This is a genomic window from Yersinia sp. 2542 StPb PI (assembly GCF_048593855.1).
GTDB lineage: Bacteria > Pseudomonadota > Gammaproteobacteria > Enterobacterales > Enterobacteriaceae > Yersinia > Yersinia enterocolitica_E.
Genome location: NZ_JAZGQA010000104.1, coordinates 1 through 15801, shown reverse-complemented (window position 1 = coordinate 15801; position 15801 = coordinate 1). Strand labels below are relative to the sequence as shown.

Here is a 15801-nt window from a genome sequence, read left to right as displayed (position 1 = left end):
TAATATAACAATTGATTTAAACACCATACTCAGGGGCTTCGGCCCCTGAATTTTATGACGAAATGCCCGCAATGGTAAAAACAAGCAGATCGTAACAACACCGTCTTCCCTGCGCCAAAATAAGCAGCCATGTAAGCTTGGACCGTGCCATCCCTGCCACGAATGCTATATCTTGTGCCAGCCCTCCCACCCGAGCCGACATCGTCGCGGTTTGTTAGCAGTCTGAGGAGCTTAACGCTCTTTTTATGTTTTCAACATCGCAGTCACTGCCGCTAACGTGCTGCCCATAACCAATGAGGTGTGGCCTCTTGTTGTATAGTTGTCTCACTTAACTGTTTATCCAACAAGATATGGCGACAGTGGGTTTCCTGCTGTAGCGCCGCCACCAGCTCAGCGGCATGGGACACCACAATCACCTGGGTATGTTGTGCCGCCTGCCCAATCAACCGCGCTAATGGCTGTAACAGATCAACATGCAGGCTGATTTCGGGTTCGTTCAGGATCATCATTTCGGGAGGACGTGGCGATAGCAATGCCGCCACCAGCAATAAATAACGTAAGGTACCGTCTGATAGCTCTGCGACCTTGAGTGGCCTTAACAAACCTTGCTGTGACAGCAGCAACTCAAAATTGGGTTCAATAGCCAACGTAGTACCGGGAAAAGCATCTGTAATGGTATGCGTGAGTGCATCGGTATCCCCGATCTCTCTGATCGTTTGTAACGCTGCGGCCAAGTCCGCACCATCACTGGCCAGTACCGGTGTATAAGTTCCCACTTGAAGCTGGCGAGCTGGCGCATGACGGTCGGTACGCAGATTGTCATAAAAACGCCAGGCCCGCATCCGTTCGCGCATAAGCAGAATCTCTGGGGCATCACGGGGGTCTGTGCTGTGGGTCATCATACTGTCATAGGCCGCTAACCCGTGATATGCCTCGCGCCAAATTCCGCGCTCATCACGGATGCGGACCCGCGGGCCTCGCCGCTCAGCAAAAAGCGCATTATTGTTCAGGGTATCGCCACACCACAGGCTTTCAATCTTGATTTCAGGATCCAACGCAAAAAATGACCTGCGCGGTGTGGGGAGACCCAGATCGATAGCATAACCATAGTCCGCGCCAGCAAAGCCCAATTTGAGGCTCACGGGATGATGGCGAGTGGTACCTTCAATCGGTTGTTCTCCTGATTTCATCGACTTGGAAAACGACGCGGGTCCCGCCCAGAGGGTTGATTGTAACCCGCCCTCCGCCGCCAATGATTGGATAACCTGCCCCTGACCAATATCTGATAGCAACCGGAGCGCTCGATAAAGACTGGACTTGCCACTGCCATTTACGCCGGTAATGACATTCAATTGCCCCAATTCAAGTACCACATCGCGTAACGAACGGTAGCCAGAGATAGCAAGCCGAGTGATCATCATTCTTCCTTCTTCAACAAAAAATCTTAATTTGCGAAACACTGATTATATACACAGTGGTATTGAATGACCCATCTTGTCTTTACCTCGTTTAGGCACTGTTTACGGTTTTGTGATCGGTGTCTTGCATATCGCTGCCGTTTTATTGCCGTTCAATCACTCAATTTAGTGCCACAGAAACCGGTTACAGAAACCGGTTGCATAAATAACGTTTTCCCTAATACACTGAGGATAGAGATTTTATCAAACACCCTTTTTATCCATTACATGAGAGTGATTTTATGTCTGCTTTCCCGAAAAATTTCCTGTGGGGTGCCGCCAGCGCCGCTTATCAAGTTGAAGGTGCCTATGATACTGATGGTAAAGGCCCTTCTATCTGGGACACCTTTGCACATCTGCCCGGTACCACCTATCAGGGAACCAATGGTGATGTTGCTGTCGACCACTATCATCGTTTCCGCGAAGATGTGGCACTGATGGCGGAGATGGGCATGAAAAGTTATCGTTTTTCAATTTCATGGCCGCGTTTGTTGCCAACAGGCCGTGGGGAGGTGAATGCCGCGGGAGTTAAATTCTACAGTGAATTGATCGATGCATTGCTGGAACACAACATCGAGCCGATGATTACGCTCTATCACTGGGATTTGCCGCAAGCCTTGCAAGATGAAGGGGGTTGGGAAACCCGCAGCACCACCGATGCTTTTGAAGAATATGCACGTTTGTGTTATCAGCACTATGGTGATCGAGTCAAGCTCTGGTCAACGTTCAACGAGACCATCTGTTTTATTGGTTTTGGCTATATTACTGGCGGTCATCCGCCGGGCGTCCAGAACCCTGCCCGTGCTATCCAAGCCTGCCATCACGTTTTTGTCGCTCACGCCAAAGCGGTTGCAGCATTTCGTGCCAGCGGTATCGACGGGACAATAGGTTTTGTGAATGTCCTGCAAACCAACACGCCACTGAGTGATTCCGCCGAAGATATCGCCGCATTTCGCTTAGCTGAAGGGATCTTTACCCATTGGTTATATGATCCAGTATTAAAAGGCGAGTATCCTGCTGAATTTCTGGCACAGACCCAGGCCATTTGGGGTGTTCCACAATTCGCCCCCGATGATGATGCCCTGTTACGTAACAATATCTGTGACTTTATTGGGTTGAACTACTATAAGCGTGAAACTATTGCTGCCAATAACCAAGAAACGCATCTGACCATGAATACCTCAGGTGAAAAAGGTTCCGGTCATCAACAAGGGAGTGAGTTCGGCTTCAAAGATTTGTTTAAATTTGTCCGCAATCCTAACGGGATTTATACCGACTGGGATTGGGAGATTTACCCACAGGGCCTTACCGAAGGCATCATGAATATCAAGGCGCGCTATGGTGACATCCCTATCTATATCACTGAAAATGGCTTGGGTGCTAAAGACCCAATCATTGAGGGCGAAGTGGTTGATGATGACCGGATTGATTACCTGCGTCAGCATATTGTGGCAATTGAAGATGCCATCAAGCAAGGTGCAGATGTCCGTGGTTACTATCCGTGGTCATTTATCGATCTACTCAGTTGGTTGAATGGCTTCCAGAAGCAATATGGTTTTGTTTATGTTGACCATCAGAAACAACTGGCGCGTCAGCGTAAAAAAAGCTTCTTCTGGTATCAAGGGGTGATTAAAACCAACGGTGACAAGTTGTAATCACGCACTGTATGGCTGGTGATAGCTGGGTGAGAGATTCTCACCCAGCGTTATTTTAAGCGAGATTAATAACCCACAGTCGCGATGCATTACTCAGTTTGTAACCGCCACAACCGTGCATAGGCTCCTTCCTGAGCAAGTAGCGCCTGATGACTGCCTTGTTCCAATACTTGCCCGTTTCCTAATACCAAAATACGATGACATTGGCGCAATGTATTCAATCGATGAGCAATGCAGATGACGGTGCGATTACGGATAATTTCTGGTAACTGGCGCATAATTGCCGCCTCAGATTCATAATCCAGAGCACTGGTGGCTTCATCAAGAATCAGTATTTTAGGATCTGCCATTAGCGCCCTCGCCAGAGCAACTCGCTGCCGCTGCCCGCCAGACAGCATACTCCCTTTTTCCCCCACCTGGGTTTGATAGCCCTGCGGTAGAGCCATAATAAAATCATGCACCCCCGCCTGCCGGGCAATCGACTCAACCAGGGTATCATCAGCATTAGGCCGGCACTGGCAGATGTTGTCCCGCAGGCTACCAGAGAACAAGATGCTATCTTGCAGTACCACACTCATTTGGCGGCGTAATGCCGTGGCATCGGTAATCGCCAAGTCCTGCCCATCTATCAGAATCTGCCCATGTTGAGGAATATATAACCGCTGTAGTAACTTCGTTAGCGTTGATTTGCCACAGCCGGATGGCCCGGTAATACCAATAAACTCGCCACCGGCAATATCTAAATTGAGATTTTGTAAAACTTCGGTGGTATCTGATCGATAGCGAAAACGCACCTGTTTAAATGTCAACCGCCCGGAGCACCCATGACTTGATGATAATCCGGTGCAGCCCGGCTCGGTTGGATAATCCAAAATGGTACCAATCCGTTTCAGGGCGACTTGCGTATGGTGGAAATCTTGCCATATCTGAGCCAAACGTAAAATGGGTTGAGTTACGTAACCCGAAAACATTGAAAAAGCAATGAATTGACCTGGGCTTAACCCCCCTGCCAGTACCAATTTAACGCCAAACCACAACACTATAGCTGAGGTGACTTTATTGATAAGTGTAATACCTTGCTCAGCAATATTTGCCATCCTCATGCCAGCAAATGATGCCCGCACATAGCGGGCTAATGACTGCTGCCAGCTACGATTAAACTGGCTTTCGGTGGCAGTGGTTTTTATCGTTTCCAACCCGCTAATCGCTTCAGTTAAAAACGACGTATTATCTGCACTGGCTTCATATTGACGCTCAACCCGCTGACGTAAAACACCGCCAATGGCCCACCAAAACAGGAGGTAACAGATCAGAGAGAACAGAACTATCCATGTCAGTTGGCTGCTATAACAAAACATCACAATTATAAATGTACCAACAAAGATCAGGTCCAATAACATGGTTAATGCAGACCCGGTCAGAAAACTGCGAATCTGCTCCATTTCTTGTACTTTGGCGATAGTTTGCCCTGTCTGCTGTGCGCCAAAATAAGCCAGGGGCAACCCCAGTAAATGGCGATAAAGGCGGGTGTTAAGTTCGGCCCCAACTCGGCTGGAGAGATGTGAGAACAGCCAGCCACGCAAGAAGGTGTAACAGGGTTCGGCAATTGCCAATGCTATCATGGCGCAGCCCAATACCATTAAGCTCCCGACGCCGCGGCTCACTAAGACTTTGTCGATCACCGTTTCAAATAGCATTGGCGTCACCAGTAAAATAGCCTGTAATAACAGTGACACTAAAACGATATTACATAATTGATGGCGATATTTAGTAATAACCGGAATAAACCAACCAAAGCCAAAAGCGGCTTTTTTCGGTCCCTGTAACTCTGCTTTCGCCAATAAAATAGCGTCACCACGCCACAAGCAGGCCAGTGCCTGCTGGCTTATTTGCTGCTGCTGGCCAGTGGCGGCAAAATAAACCACCGCACCCTGTTCATTCAGCGCCAGTAGTACATACCACTGATTCTCATCACTGAATAAAATAGGCAGCGCCAGATGTTTCAAACGGTCATATGACTGACTGACTTTTCTGGCCCGCAAGCCAATCCAACCGGCACCACGACACAGCGCAATGTAATCTATTTTTTCCGGCGCTAATCCGAGTTGGTGCGCCAACTGCGCAGGCTCAACCGCCAGATCAAAACATGCAGCAGCTCGAGCCAGTGCTGCCAATGGCTGGATGACCTGCGTTGATGTTGAATTATTCATCTCAACGCTCCCTCATGGCTTCGGATTGGTATTCTTGTAATGGGCTGAGTAAGTAATCGATAACCCGCCGCCGGCCGGTTTTAATCTCTACACTGACCGCCATACCTGCGGATAAACGCACCGACTTCCCTTCAACGCTCAGCCTGTCGCTGTCCAGACGGATCCGGGCCGGAAACACTAAGCCTTGTTGTTGGTCCTCCATCGCATCACGAGAAATATGCTTTACTTCACCCGACAACGTGCCAAATCGGGTATAAGGGAAGCTATCAACTTTCACCTCCACCGCCTGCCCTGGCAGCACAAAACCCACATCCTTATTGAGGATCATGACATCGAGTTCTAACTGATGACTTTCAGGCACCAATACCATTAACGGTTGAGCCGTGGTGACCACGCCGCCCAGAGTATGAATCGCCAATTGTTGAATCACGCCGGTAACCGGTGCGCGTAAGGTCTGTTGGCGCTGCTTTTCCAGCAATTTGATCTGCTCTTGTCGCAATTGGTTGATAACTTCATGAGCTTGATTTAATCGTTCCTGATAGCTCCGCTTCTTTTCAGCTAAATAGTGCAGTCGGGTTTGTGACAGGTGGTGTGCTTTCGCCTGCAAGATAGCCAGTTCATTGTCCAAACGGCTACTTTCAGCCATGGCATTTAGCCATTCCCGCTCTTGTAGCAATAACTCCACATCGGCAATTGACTTGGATTTAGCGAGTGTTCGTAACGCCTGCAACCGTTGATGAATGTTTTTCATTAACGCTTTCTGGTGCGCAATATTAGTCATACCCGCTTGAATATGGGCCTGGTTAACCGCCTGTTCACTCTCCTGGCGCGATAACTCTGCATTGACCTCGTTTACTTCTTTGCGCAAAAGTGCCCTGGCGGTGATGTTCAAATCATCAGGGCTACTTTCAGGGGGAGTAAACATCGCGGTGGGGTTCACTGTCAGCAGCGCCGCCACACGGGCAGCTTCCAGTAAGCGATGCATTAATTGCTGATTGATATTACCCAACTCGGCATCAATACCGATTGGATTTAACTCAATCAACACCTGACCGGCTTCAACTTTGTCGCCATCGCGCACATTAATTGCGGCCACCACCCCTGGTTCTAGCGGTTGGATCACTTTCGAATGTTCAGAAACAATCACTTTGCCCTTAGCTGATGCGTGAATATCAAGCCTTCCAACAATCGACCATACCAATGCCAGCAGCAGTGTCAGCGCCAGAAACCATGCGGTGCGCCGTGCCAGTGGTGCCACTGGCCGTTCCACAATATCCAGATAGGCAGGCAGGAAATCATATTCATCACGGGTGCGCTGAGGCGAGAAATGGCGTTGCCAACGGTTCTTTATGGCATTGAACCATGCTGTTCTATACCAATATTGCATCAACTTCATTTTGATTCCTCATGGCTGAAGTCAGCCTGTTGCTGCCACAATCGGGCATAAACGCCATTTAGCGCCAGTAGTTGATCATGGTTAGCCAGCTCAGTAATGCGGCCTTGTGTCATGACACCGATGCGATGGCAATGTCGCACCGTCGAGAGGCGATGGGCAATAGTGATGACAGTACGATTGGCAATAATGCGGGCCATATTTTTCTGTACTTCCGCCTGCGACTCGTCATCTAACGCACTGGTTGCTTCATCAAAAATCAAAATACGGGGATTAGCCAGCAATGTGCGGGCAATGGCAATACGCTGACGCTGACCACCAGAAAGCGAGGCTCCGCCCTCTGACAGCACGGTGTCATAACCTAGTGGCAAGGCGAGTATAAAAGCGTTGGCTCCCGCCAGACATGCAGCCTCGACCACCTCATCCAATGATGCCGTGGGCCGTGAATGGGCGATGTTCTCCCGTACCGTACGGTTAAACAGATAACTCTCCTGCATCACAACCCCTATCTGACGCCGCAACACGTCGAGGGAGAAATGTCCAATTGGGATGCCATCAATATTGATTACACCCTGCTCAGCGATATAGAGGCGTTGTAATAGTCGGGCAACGGTACTTTTACCCGAGCCTGATGGCCCCACCAGCCCGATATGTTCGCCAGCACGCAGAGATAAGGAAAAATCCTGTAGTACCGGGTTTAAATCGGCGCGATAACGGAAAATCACCTGTTGCAACGTGATATCTCCTCGAATCGGGTGGTCAAGTGGCACCGCCCTCACCGACTGCTCCGCAGGTAAGCTCAAAATGTCAGAGACAAGCATTAGCCCCACTTGGGCCCGGATGCTCTGTTGCCACAAATCAATCAACTTACTCATTGGCATCAATGCCTGCACCGCCAACATGTTAAAGGCGATCAGTTGCCCGATACTGAGCTGCACCGACATCACTTGATAAGCGCCCACCACAATCACCACTGCACCAGCCAGTTTTTGCAATAACTGAGCCGCCTGACTACTGAGATTTTGCAGGTTTTGTACCTGAAAATTCGCTTCAGCATAATCACGTGTTTGGGTTTCCCAGCGTTGATGCATTTGGGGTTCCAGCGCCAGACTTTTTACCGTCTCCACGCCAGAGACAGTTTCAGTTAAAAATGCCCCATTTTGTGCGGCACAACCGCACAGGACTTCAACTTTCTGTTGTAATGGCCGGGTGGTCAGCGCCGCTAATAACAGATATAACGGCAATGTGCCTAAAATGATGAGCGTCAGTAGTGGTGAAATGCACCACATGACAATAAACAACACCAGGGTAAAAACCACATCGACACATAGCGTCAGTGCGGATCCCGTAATAAATTCTCTAATATTGTCCAGCTCCTTCACTCGAGCGACAATATTGCCCACATGGCGTTGCTTAAAATAACTTAGTGGTAATTTGATTAGGTGGTTAAATAGCTTGCCGCCCAATAAAATATCAACCCGAGTGGTCGTGTGAGTGAAAATATATTCTCGCAGTAATTTTAATACGACTTCATATATTCCTACCACTAATAGCACAATAATTAACACATCAAGTGTTGTGAGTGCATTATGGACCAGCACTTTATCCATAATAACCTGAAAGAAAAGCGGAGAAATCAAGGCCAGAAACTGTAATAACATTGATAATACTAATACCTGAACCAATGATTTACGGTGGCGCAGTAATACGGGAACAAACCAGCGAATATTGAAACGCGAATGACTACAACAAATGATGACACCACTCCAAATCGACGCAAGCTCTTGATAAGTTATTATTTCTGGCTTCCCGCTATCTGCATGTTGCAGTAGCACCTGCTTTTCATTAATACGTGCCAATAAGATAAATTTGCCTTGCATATCGCGAAAAGCAAGTGGCAATTGTTCTGGTTTAATATTATTTAATGACTGTTTTATGATTTTGAAGCGGGCTGCTGTGGTACGTGAAAATTGCGCTAAATAGCGCCGCAATGATGCACGTGTTGCCATGGTCCAACAACCGATGGCATTTTTGTGGCTAAAATCCTCAACAGTGTCTGAATTCAACCCCGCCAGACGGAGTAATCGAGCAGCGCAGACCAATGAGGAATGAACGTGGTTTTCCATAGAGTAGATTACCCAAATTATTAGGAACATATAACGCCGGTATCATAGAATGGTTTTTATATATCGTTCATATAGCGTAAGGATTTATAACTTTTGATAACTCAAAACACCTTAGTTTCGTTTTATTTGTGAATTTTAATTCACAGTGGGGCGATATAAATTAGACATGTTAGGCAGCCAATATTAAGAATATCTACAGTAGGACACTTAACCTCGGTCACTTCACATTTATTGATTTGTATCGTCAATTACTCATCGCTTTATGTGATAATTTTGCGGTGATTTATAGCCATAGTGGTTGGCTGCCGCCGTTTTATCACTGATAACAGGACTTTTTCTCGCCATGACACCGACTATGCCTTCGACTGCCGATGACCTCCCCCCTCATTCAGATTTTATTCGTCACCCAGCAATGTTGCCGATCATGCATATTGCTCAGCAATTAGGTGTTAGCACAGATGATGTCATCCCTTATGGGCATCATATGGCAAAAGTTGATATCCGTGCGATCCAGCCTGGTCGTGCGCAAGGCAAACTGATTTTAGTTTCCAGTATCACCCCAACGCCGTTAGGCGAAGGGAAAACCGTGACAACGATTGGCTTAAGTCAGGGGATCAACCGATTAGGTCACCGTGGTGTCGCCTGTATCCGTCAACCCAGTCTTGGCCCGGTCTTTGGTGTGAAAGGGGGCGCTGCGGGTGGCGGTGCTTCACAGGTGCAACCGATGGAGAAACTGAACCTGCATCTCACAGGTGATATCCATGCCATCAGTGCTGCACATAATCTGGCCGCCGCCGCTTTGGATGCGCGATTGTACCATGAGCAACGCTTGGGGCTGGCGTTTAGTCAACAAACCGGATTACCGTTACTGAATATTGACCCGCAGCGGATCCTCTGGCCACGCGTGGTTGATCACAACGACCGGGCGCTACGCCATATTCGTGTGGGGATCGGCGAGAGTACCCACGGTGTGGAGCGGGCAGACCATGTAGAAATAGCCGCGGCATCTGAATTGATGGCTATCTTGGCCTTATCAGAAAACCTGCAAGATATGCGACAACGCATTGGCCGGATTATTTTGGCTCACTCCACCCACGGCGAAGCGATAACCACAACAGATTTGGGCGTCGCCGGTGCCATGACCGTGCTAATGAAAGAGACTATTCATCCAACATTAATGCAAACCAGTGAACACACCCCGGTACTGATCCATGCAGGCCCTTTTGCCAATATCGCCCACGGCAACTCATCGGTTCTGGCAGACCGGTTGGGCTTACAATTAGCGGATTATGTGGTAACCGAGGCGGGTTTTGGTTCCGATATGGGGATGGAAAAATTCTTTAATATTAAGTATCGCCAATCCGGTATTGCCCCCGCTTGTGTGGTTTTGGTGGCGACACTGCGTAGCCTGAAAGCCAATAGCGGCACGTATGATATTAAACCGGGTCAGCCACTGCCTGCCGAGATCCTCAATACCAATATTCCCTTGCTCAATCAAGGTTGCGCCAATCTGAAATGGCACATCAATAACGCGAAAAGTTACGGTTTGCCGGTGGTGGTTGCGGTTAATCGCTTCCCCGGCGACAGCCCCGAAGAATTGAGATTTTTAGCCGACTATGCTTTATCTGCCGGCGCACTTGCTTGTGAAATCAGTGACGCTTTTGCCCTGGGCGGTGCCGGGACCGCCGCACTGGCTCAACAAGTGATAACTGCCTGCGCTCAGGGCGCTGAGCCGACGTTACCCTACCCAGACAGCGCCACACTGGAGAACAAGTTACAGGTTATGGCACAGCGTTATGGCGCCCACGATGTGACATTTACGCCTCAAGCGCGCCAACAAATTGATGAGATAACCGCAGCAGGTTTCGGCCATTTGCCGCTGTGCATCGCCAAAACCCCCCTGTCTATCAGTGCCGATGCCAGCCTGAAGAACGTCCCACATGATTTTGTGTTGCCTGTAACGGCCTGCGCCGTGTCGGCAGGTGCCGGATTTGTTCGTATCTACACTGGAAATATCATGACCATGCCGGGGTTGGGTACCCAACCGGCGTATTACCATATTGATATAGATGACGAAGGACACATTTGCGGGTTAAGCTAGCATCATACAAAGAAGTGATAGCGACAGAGGGTTATCACTCCTTATTAATAGATTACTAAGGTTCACTATGTCTCAACCGCAGGAATATCAGCGCATTGGCGGCTGGTTATTGGCCCCACTGGCCTATTTGATCGTCACACTGCTCAGCGCCAGCCTGATGCTAGTACTGTATGCCATGGCCATCTTCACCCCAGAGTCACGAGAGTATCTGGTGACCAACTCACAGGCATTTACCCTACAATGGTATTTCTCGGTGATAACAACCTTAGTGATGTGGGCCTATACATTATGGGTCATCTGGTTGTTTTGCAGCCGCTCACGTCGCCTACCGAAATGGTTTATTCTTTGGTTGTTGTTAACCGTGCTACTGGCACTAAAGGCCTTTGCTTTCTCGCCGATCAGTGATGATATTGCCTTACGCACTCTGGGATGGCCCTTGCTGGCCGCCGCTGTTTTTGTGCCTTACATCAAACGTTCTCAACGCGTGAAGCATACTTTTACCGAACTTTAATGGGATTGCGCACCTTTTCCCCCTAAAATAGCCAGTAAATCGTAATAACCCTGCACTTCATCTGTTGTCGTCAGGCCGCCAATTTTGGATAATAGGCGGCTTTTATTTTTTTAGGCTTCGTAATGACTGAATACCTGCTCCTGTTTGTCGGTACTGTATTGGTAAACAACTTTGTGCTGGTCAAATTTCTTGGCCTGTGCCCGTTTATGGGTGTCTCCAAAAAACTGGAGACCGCTATTGGTATGGGGCTGGCAACTACCTTTGTACTAACATTGGCCTCTGTTTGCGCCTGGATGGTAAACAGCTTTATCTTGCTGCCGCTTGGTTTGGTGTATTTACGCACATTGGCTTTTATTTTAGTCATCGCCGTCGTGGTGCAATTTACCGAATTGGTGGTACGCAAAACCAGCCCGGCACTTTATCGTTTGCTGGGGATATTTCTGCCACTGATCACCACTAACTGTGCTGTGTTGGGTGTCGCGTTGCTTAACGTCAATCAATCTCATAATTTTATGCAATCGGCGGTTTATGGCTTCAGTGCCGCAGCCGGTTTCTCTCTGGTAATGGTGTTATTCGCTGCTATTCGCGAGCGGTTGGCGGTGGCTGACGTTCCTGCGCCATTCCGCGGGTCTTCTATCGCCCTGATTACAGCGGGGTTGATGTCATTGGCCTTTATGGGCTTTACCGGGTTGGTGAAGTTCTAATGATGTCGTTATGGATTGCCGTAGGTGCATTAAGTACATTGGCGCTGATATCAGGCGTGGTGCTTGGTTTTGCTGCCCGCCGTTTTCAGGTTGATCAAGACCCCGTGGTTGAGCAAGTAGAAGCAATCTTGCCGCAAAGCCAGTGCGGTCAATGTGGCTACCCTGGCTGTCGGCCCTATGCAGAAGCCGTATCCTCTCAGGGGGAGAAAATCAATAAGTGCGCGCCGGGTGGCGAACAAGTGATGCTTAAGCTGGCTGAACTGCTGGCGGTTGAACCACAACCTCTAGAGGGTGACGAAGCGGCGGCTCATCCACAGCGTAAAGTGGCCTTTATTGATGAAGCCAATTGTATTGGGTGCACAAAATGTATTCAGGCCTGCCCTGTCGATGCCATTGTGGGTGCCACCCGAGCCATGCATACCGTATTGCCAGACCTGTGTACCGGCTGCGACCTTTGTGTTGCCCCTTGCCCGACAGACTGTATTGAAATGATTCCGGTTGCCACCACCACCGCTAACTGGAAGTGGGATCTGAGCACTATTCCGGTCAAAAATCTTCCCAGCCAGTTAGTGGCCTCACAGATGATTCCAGTGAAAATGATAGATGTGGAGCAACATGTTTAAGCTGTTTACTGCCCGCCAACACGACAATATCTGGGATTTTGACGGGGGTATCCATCCACCGGAAATGAAGTTGCAATCCAGCACGGTGCCAATGCGCATCGCATCCTTGCCTGAGCAAATGATCATTCCGTTGCAACAACATCTGGGACCAGAAGGTGAACTGCGCGTCAGAGCCGGTGAACAAGTATTAAAGGGCCAGCCACTGACCGTGGGCCGTGGCCGCACAGTTCCAGTACATGCCCCCACTTCTGGCACTATTACGGCTATTGCCCCGCATACCACTGCACATCCCTCCGGGTTGGCTGAGTTGTGTGTGCATATTACCCCGGATGGTGCAGACCGTTGGCGTGAGCAACAGCCGTGGGCCGACTATTTACAGCGAGATACCGCGGCGTTACTGGATCGTATTCATCAAGCGGGTATCGCCGGTTTGGGCGGCGCAGGCTTTCCGACCGCCAGTAAATTACAAGGTGGCGTGAACAGTGTTACCACCCTGATTATCAATGCGGCTGAATGCGAGCCTTATATCACCGCCGATGATCGGTTAATGCAGGAGCACGCGCAAGAGCTGGTCGCCGGTATTGATATTCTAAGACACTTGCTGCAACCACAGCAGGTGTTGATTGGCATTGAAGATAATAAGCCCGCCGCCATTGCGACTTTACAACATGCATTACAGGGCCATGACGAGATCCAGTTGCGGGTTGTACCGACTAAATATCCGTCCGGGGGTGCCAAGCAGCTCACCAAAATCCTGACCGGTAAAGAGGTGCCTTTCGGCAAGCACTCCTCATCCATTGGGGTATTGATGCAAAACGTGGGTACAGTGGTCGCCATTAAGCGAGCGATTATCGACGATGAGCCATTAATTGAACGAGTCGTGACACTCACCGGTGATGCATTAGCAAAACCAGGCAATTTCTGGGCCAGAATTGGGACACCGGTATTACACTTGTTGAAACTGGCCGGATTTCAGCCTCAGCACCAACCGATGGTGATCATGGGTGGCCCGCTGATGGGCTTTACCTTGCCAAGTTTGGATGTACCGATCGTTAAGATCAGTAACTGTATCTTAGCGCCGACCGAAGCCGAAATGGGGCTATCAGAACCGGAACAAGCTTGTATTCGCTGTGGCTTATGTGTTGATGCCTGTCCAGCAGGTTTATTGCCCCAACAGCTCTATTGGTTCAGTCGAGGTGAAGAACACGAGAAAGCGCGCAATCATAACTTATTCGATTGTATTGAATGTGGTGCTTGCGCCTATGTATGCCCGAGCAATATCCCATTAGTACAGTATTACCGTCAGGAAAAAGCAGAAATCCGCGCCCTCGATCAGGAAAATGCCCGAGCAGCGGAAGCCAAAGCACGTTTTGAGGCCAAACAAGCGCGGCTGGAACGAGAAAAGCGTGCGCGTGAACTGCGCCATAAACAAGCCGCGGTCAAGCTGACTGATGCTGACCAGCAAAAGGTTGAAGCCGCAGTCAGTCGATTAGCTCGCCAGGATAAGAATGCCGACGCGGTTATCAGCGTGACCGCAGGGCAAACACCGGATAACAGTGCCGTCATTGCCGCTCGAGAAGCACGTAAAGCACAGGCCAGAGCACGTCAGGCAGAAAAACAGCTGGCTGTCGCCTCCGATGAGTCAACACCGTCGTCGGTTGATCCGCGCCAAGCCGCTGTAGCTGCCGCCATTGCCCGGGTCAAAGCCAAGAAAGCCGCACAAGCACAGCTTGAATCCGCGGTTGCGACGCATAAAAATGAAGAGTCAGAAGAAGATCCACGCCAAGCCGCTGTAGCTGCTGCCATTGCCCGGGTCAAAGCTAAGAAAGCCGCACAAGCACAGCTTGAATCCGCGGTTGCGACGCATAAAAATGAAGAGTCAGAAGAAGATCCGCGCCAAGCCGCTGTAGCTGCCGCCATTGCCCGGGTCAAAGCCAAGAAAGCGGCACAAGCACAGCTTGAGTCCGCGGTTGCGACGCATAAAAATGAAGAATCAGAAGAAGATCCACGCAAAGCCGCTGTAGCTGCCGCCATTGCCCGAGTCAAAGCCAGGAAAGCGGCACAAACTGCTAACCCAGATTAAGACGTAACACACTGAACTGACGCACTGCCACTGCGGCAGTACATCAGTTCGTCAACATCTGATAGTTATAAACCACCGAGATATCACGCATTTTTGATTCGGCGTGACAACTGTCTATCTCAATAACTTCCATTTCGATACCACCACCAAACTCTTCACGCAATTTTGGCAGCACTTCATTAAACAAATAAATTGAGAATTTCACACACTCTTTGGCACTACCTTGGTGGGATATGGAGAGAAACTCCCCCGCCGGAATAGAGATATGATCAACCTCACGCAGCCCCTGGATTTCATGCCGCTTGTCTTTATCAATCGCAGTCGAATAATTCACACTGTTTTGCCCTTGCTGACACTCTTTGGCAGAAAACAGCGAGTACACCCGTTGGCATGAGAAATTAACTTCCTTAAAGAAATCGAGCAAAATTTCATCTTTCATCGCCATACAGGAGGAGTGTTGACCACTACAATGGTTGTGTTCGTCAAAATCCAGCCGCCGTGTAAAGCCCACCAGTTCTCGCGGTGGTAAAGATATCCGTTTGATTTCTGGGGTGTAATTTTCACAAAAACCGAAGCGGGGAATCATCCCTTGCACATCCCAGTGCTCCATTTGACGAAAACTATTTGGGGTAACACCAAAACGCTTCTTAAATGTACGGGTAAAGGTTTGCTGCGAATCGAAACCCAACTCATCAGAGATTTCAATGATAGGACGGCGTGAAATGCGCAATGCAACCGCTGCGCGAGTCAGTACCCGGCCACGTATATAGGAGGCTAATTGTACCCCCACAATACTTTTAAATTTCCGTTGTAGATGCCATTTTGAATATCCAGAAATCTTCGCCACATCGTCCAGTGTGGGCCTCTTTTCTAAATTGATTTCAATCCACTCAATTAATTCTTCTATAAACAATATGTCTTCGTTTATCATCTTATTG

11 protein-coding genes are annotated in these 15801 nt (G+C 49.1%); 6 read left to right on the top strand and 5 right to left on the bottom strand.

All coding sequences use genetic code 11. The annotated features are described in order from the left end of the window. Nucleotides 1-272 precede the first annotated feature (272 nt). The gene (locus V1952_RS13490; protein WP_420074914.1) at nt 273-1418 is read right to left on the bottom strand and encodes an AAA family ATPase; all 1146 of its coding nucleotides are present in this window, start codon (nt 1416-1418) and stop codon (nt 273-275) included. Nucleotides 1419-1699: 281 nt separating this feature from the next. Here V1952_RS13490 and V1952_RS13485 point away from each other — a divergent pair, with 281 nt between their 5' ends. Further along, the gene (locus V1952_RS13485) at nt 1700-3112 is read left to right on the top strand and encodes a GH1 family beta-glucosidase (RefSeq protein WP_420074913.1); all 1413 of its coding nucleotides are present in this window, start codon (nt 1700-1702) and stop codon (nt 3110-3112) included. Between the two features lie 89 nt (nt 3113-3201). Here the strand turns inward: V1952_RS13485 and V1952_RS13480 are convergent, their stop codons facing one another. Genes V1952_RS13480 through V1952_RS13470 form a run of 3 tightly spaced genes read right to left on the bottom strand, consistent with a single transcriptional unit; the run spans nt 3202 to nt 8841 of the window. Then, the gene (locus V1952_RS13480; protein ID WP_420074912.1) at nt 3202-5322 is read right to left on the bottom strand and encodes a type I secretion system permease/ATPase; all 2121 of its coding nucleotides are present in this window, start codon (nt 5320-5322) and stop codon (nt 3202-3204) included. 1 nt (nt 5323) lies between these two features. Next, nucleotides 5324-6718: an HlyD family type I secretion periplasmic adaptor subunit gene (locus tag V1952_RS13475; RefSeq protein WP_420074911.1), complete on the bottom strand. Its 1395-nt coding sequence runs from the start codon at nt 6716-6718 to the stop codon at nt 5324-5326. Next, entirely contained in the window at nt 6715-8841 is a 2127-nt protein-coding gene (locus V1952_RS13470) for a peptidase domain-containing ABC transporter (RefSeq protein WP_420074910.1), read from the bottom strand. The genes V1952_RS13475 and V1952_RS13470 overlap by 4 nt, the downstream gene beginning before the upstream one ends. Before the next feature lie 343 nt (nt 8842-9184). Between V1952_RS13470 and V1952_RS13465 the strand changes: the two genes are divergently transcribed. From V1952_RS13465 to rsxC, 5 genes are all read left to right on the top strand, one after another. Then, nucleotides 9185-10942, top strand: coding sequence for a formate--tetrahydrofolate ligase (locus V1952_RS13465; protein WP_420074909.1), 1758 nt, complete (start codon nt 9185-9187; stop codon nt 10940-10942). 67 nt (nt 10943-11009) lie between these two features. Beyond that, a complete protein-coding gene (locus V1952_RS13460; protein WP_372558995.1) occupies nt 11010-11453 on the top strand; it encodes a DUF2569 domain-containing protein in 444 nt (147 codons plus the stop codon). A gap of 122 nt (nt 11454-11575) precedes the next feature. Next, the gene (gene rsxA, locus V1952_RS13455) at nt 11576-12157 is read left to right on the top strand and encodes an electron transport complex subunit RsxA (protein ID WP_013649928.1); all 582 of its coding nucleotides are present in this window, start codon (nt 11576-11578) and stop codon (nt 12155-12157) included. Next, nucleotides 12157-12780, top strand: coding sequence for an electron transport complex subunit RsxB (gene rsxB, locus V1952_RS13450; RefSeq protein ID WP_083158881.1), 624 nt, complete (start codon nt 12157-12159; stop codon nt 12778-12780). The genes rsxA and rsxB overlap by 1 nt, the downstream gene beginning before the upstream one ends. After that, nucleotides 12773-14863, top strand: coding sequence for an electron transport complex subunit RsxC (gene rsxC, locus V1952_RS13445; RefSeq protein ID WP_420074908.1), 2091 nt, complete (start codon nt 12773-12775; stop codon nt 14861-14863). Before rsxB ends, rsxC begins: the two co-directional genes overlap by 8 nt. Before the next feature lie 43 nt (nt 14864-14906). On the opposite strand, the gene V1952_RS13440 is transcribed toward rsxC, so the two are convergent. Beyond that, nucleotides 14907-15794, bottom strand: coding sequence for a helix-turn-helix domain-containing protein (locus V1952_RS13440; RefSeq protein ID WP_083158883.1), 888 nt, complete (start codon nt 15792-15794; stop codon nt 14907-14909). Between the last annotated feature and the right edge of the window lie 7 nt (nt 15795-15801).

What these genes read in the sequence shown, in the direction of transcription:
- rsxC (WP_420074908.1), top strand. Translation starts at nt 12,773, where the DNA reads ATGTTTAAGCTGTTTACTGCCCGCCAACACGACAATATCTGGGATTTT.
- V1952_RS13490 (WP_420074914.1), bottom strand. Translation starts at nt 1,418, where the DNA reads ATGATCACTCGGCTTGCTATCTCTGGCTACCGTTCGTTACGCGATGTG.
- V1952_RS13460 (WP_372558995.1), top strand. Translation starts at nt 11,010, where the DNA reads ATGTCTCAACCGCAGGAATATCAGCGCATTGGCGGCTGGTTATTGGCC.
- V1952_RS13480 (WP_420074912.1), bottom strand. Translation starts at nt 5,322, where the DNA reads ATGAATAATTCAACATCAACGCAGGTCATCCAGCCATTGGCAGCACTG.
- rsxB (WP_083158881.1), top strand. Translation starts at nt 12,157, where the DNA reads ATGATGTCGTTATGGATTGCCGTAGGTGCATTAAGTACATTGGCGCTG.
- V1952_RS13475 (WP_420074911.1), bottom strand. Translation starts at nt 6,718, where the DNA reads ATGAAGTTGATGCAATATTGGTATAGAACAGCATGGTTCAATGCCATA.
- V1952_RS13470 (WP_420074910.1), bottom strand. Translation starts at nt 8,841, where the DNA reads ATGGAAAACCACGTTCATTCCTCATTGGTCTGCGCTGCTCGATTACTC.
- rsxA (WP_013649928.1), top strand. Translation starts at nt 11,576, where the DNA reads ATGACTGAATACCTGCTCCTGTTTGTCGGTACTGTATTGGTAAACAAC.
- V1952_RS13485 (WP_420074913.1), top strand. Translation starts at nt 1,700, where the DNA reads ATGTCTGCTTTCCCGAAAAATTTCCTGTGGGGTGCCGCCAGCGCCGCT.
- V1952_RS13465 (WP_420074909.1), top strand. Translation starts at nt 9,185, where the DNA reads ATGACACCGACTATGCCTTCGACTGCCGATGACCTCCCCCCTCATTCA.
- V1952_RS13440 (WP_083158883.1), bottom strand. Translation starts at nt 15,794, where the DNA reads ATGATAAACGAAGACATATTGTTTATAGAAGAATTAATTGAGTGGATT.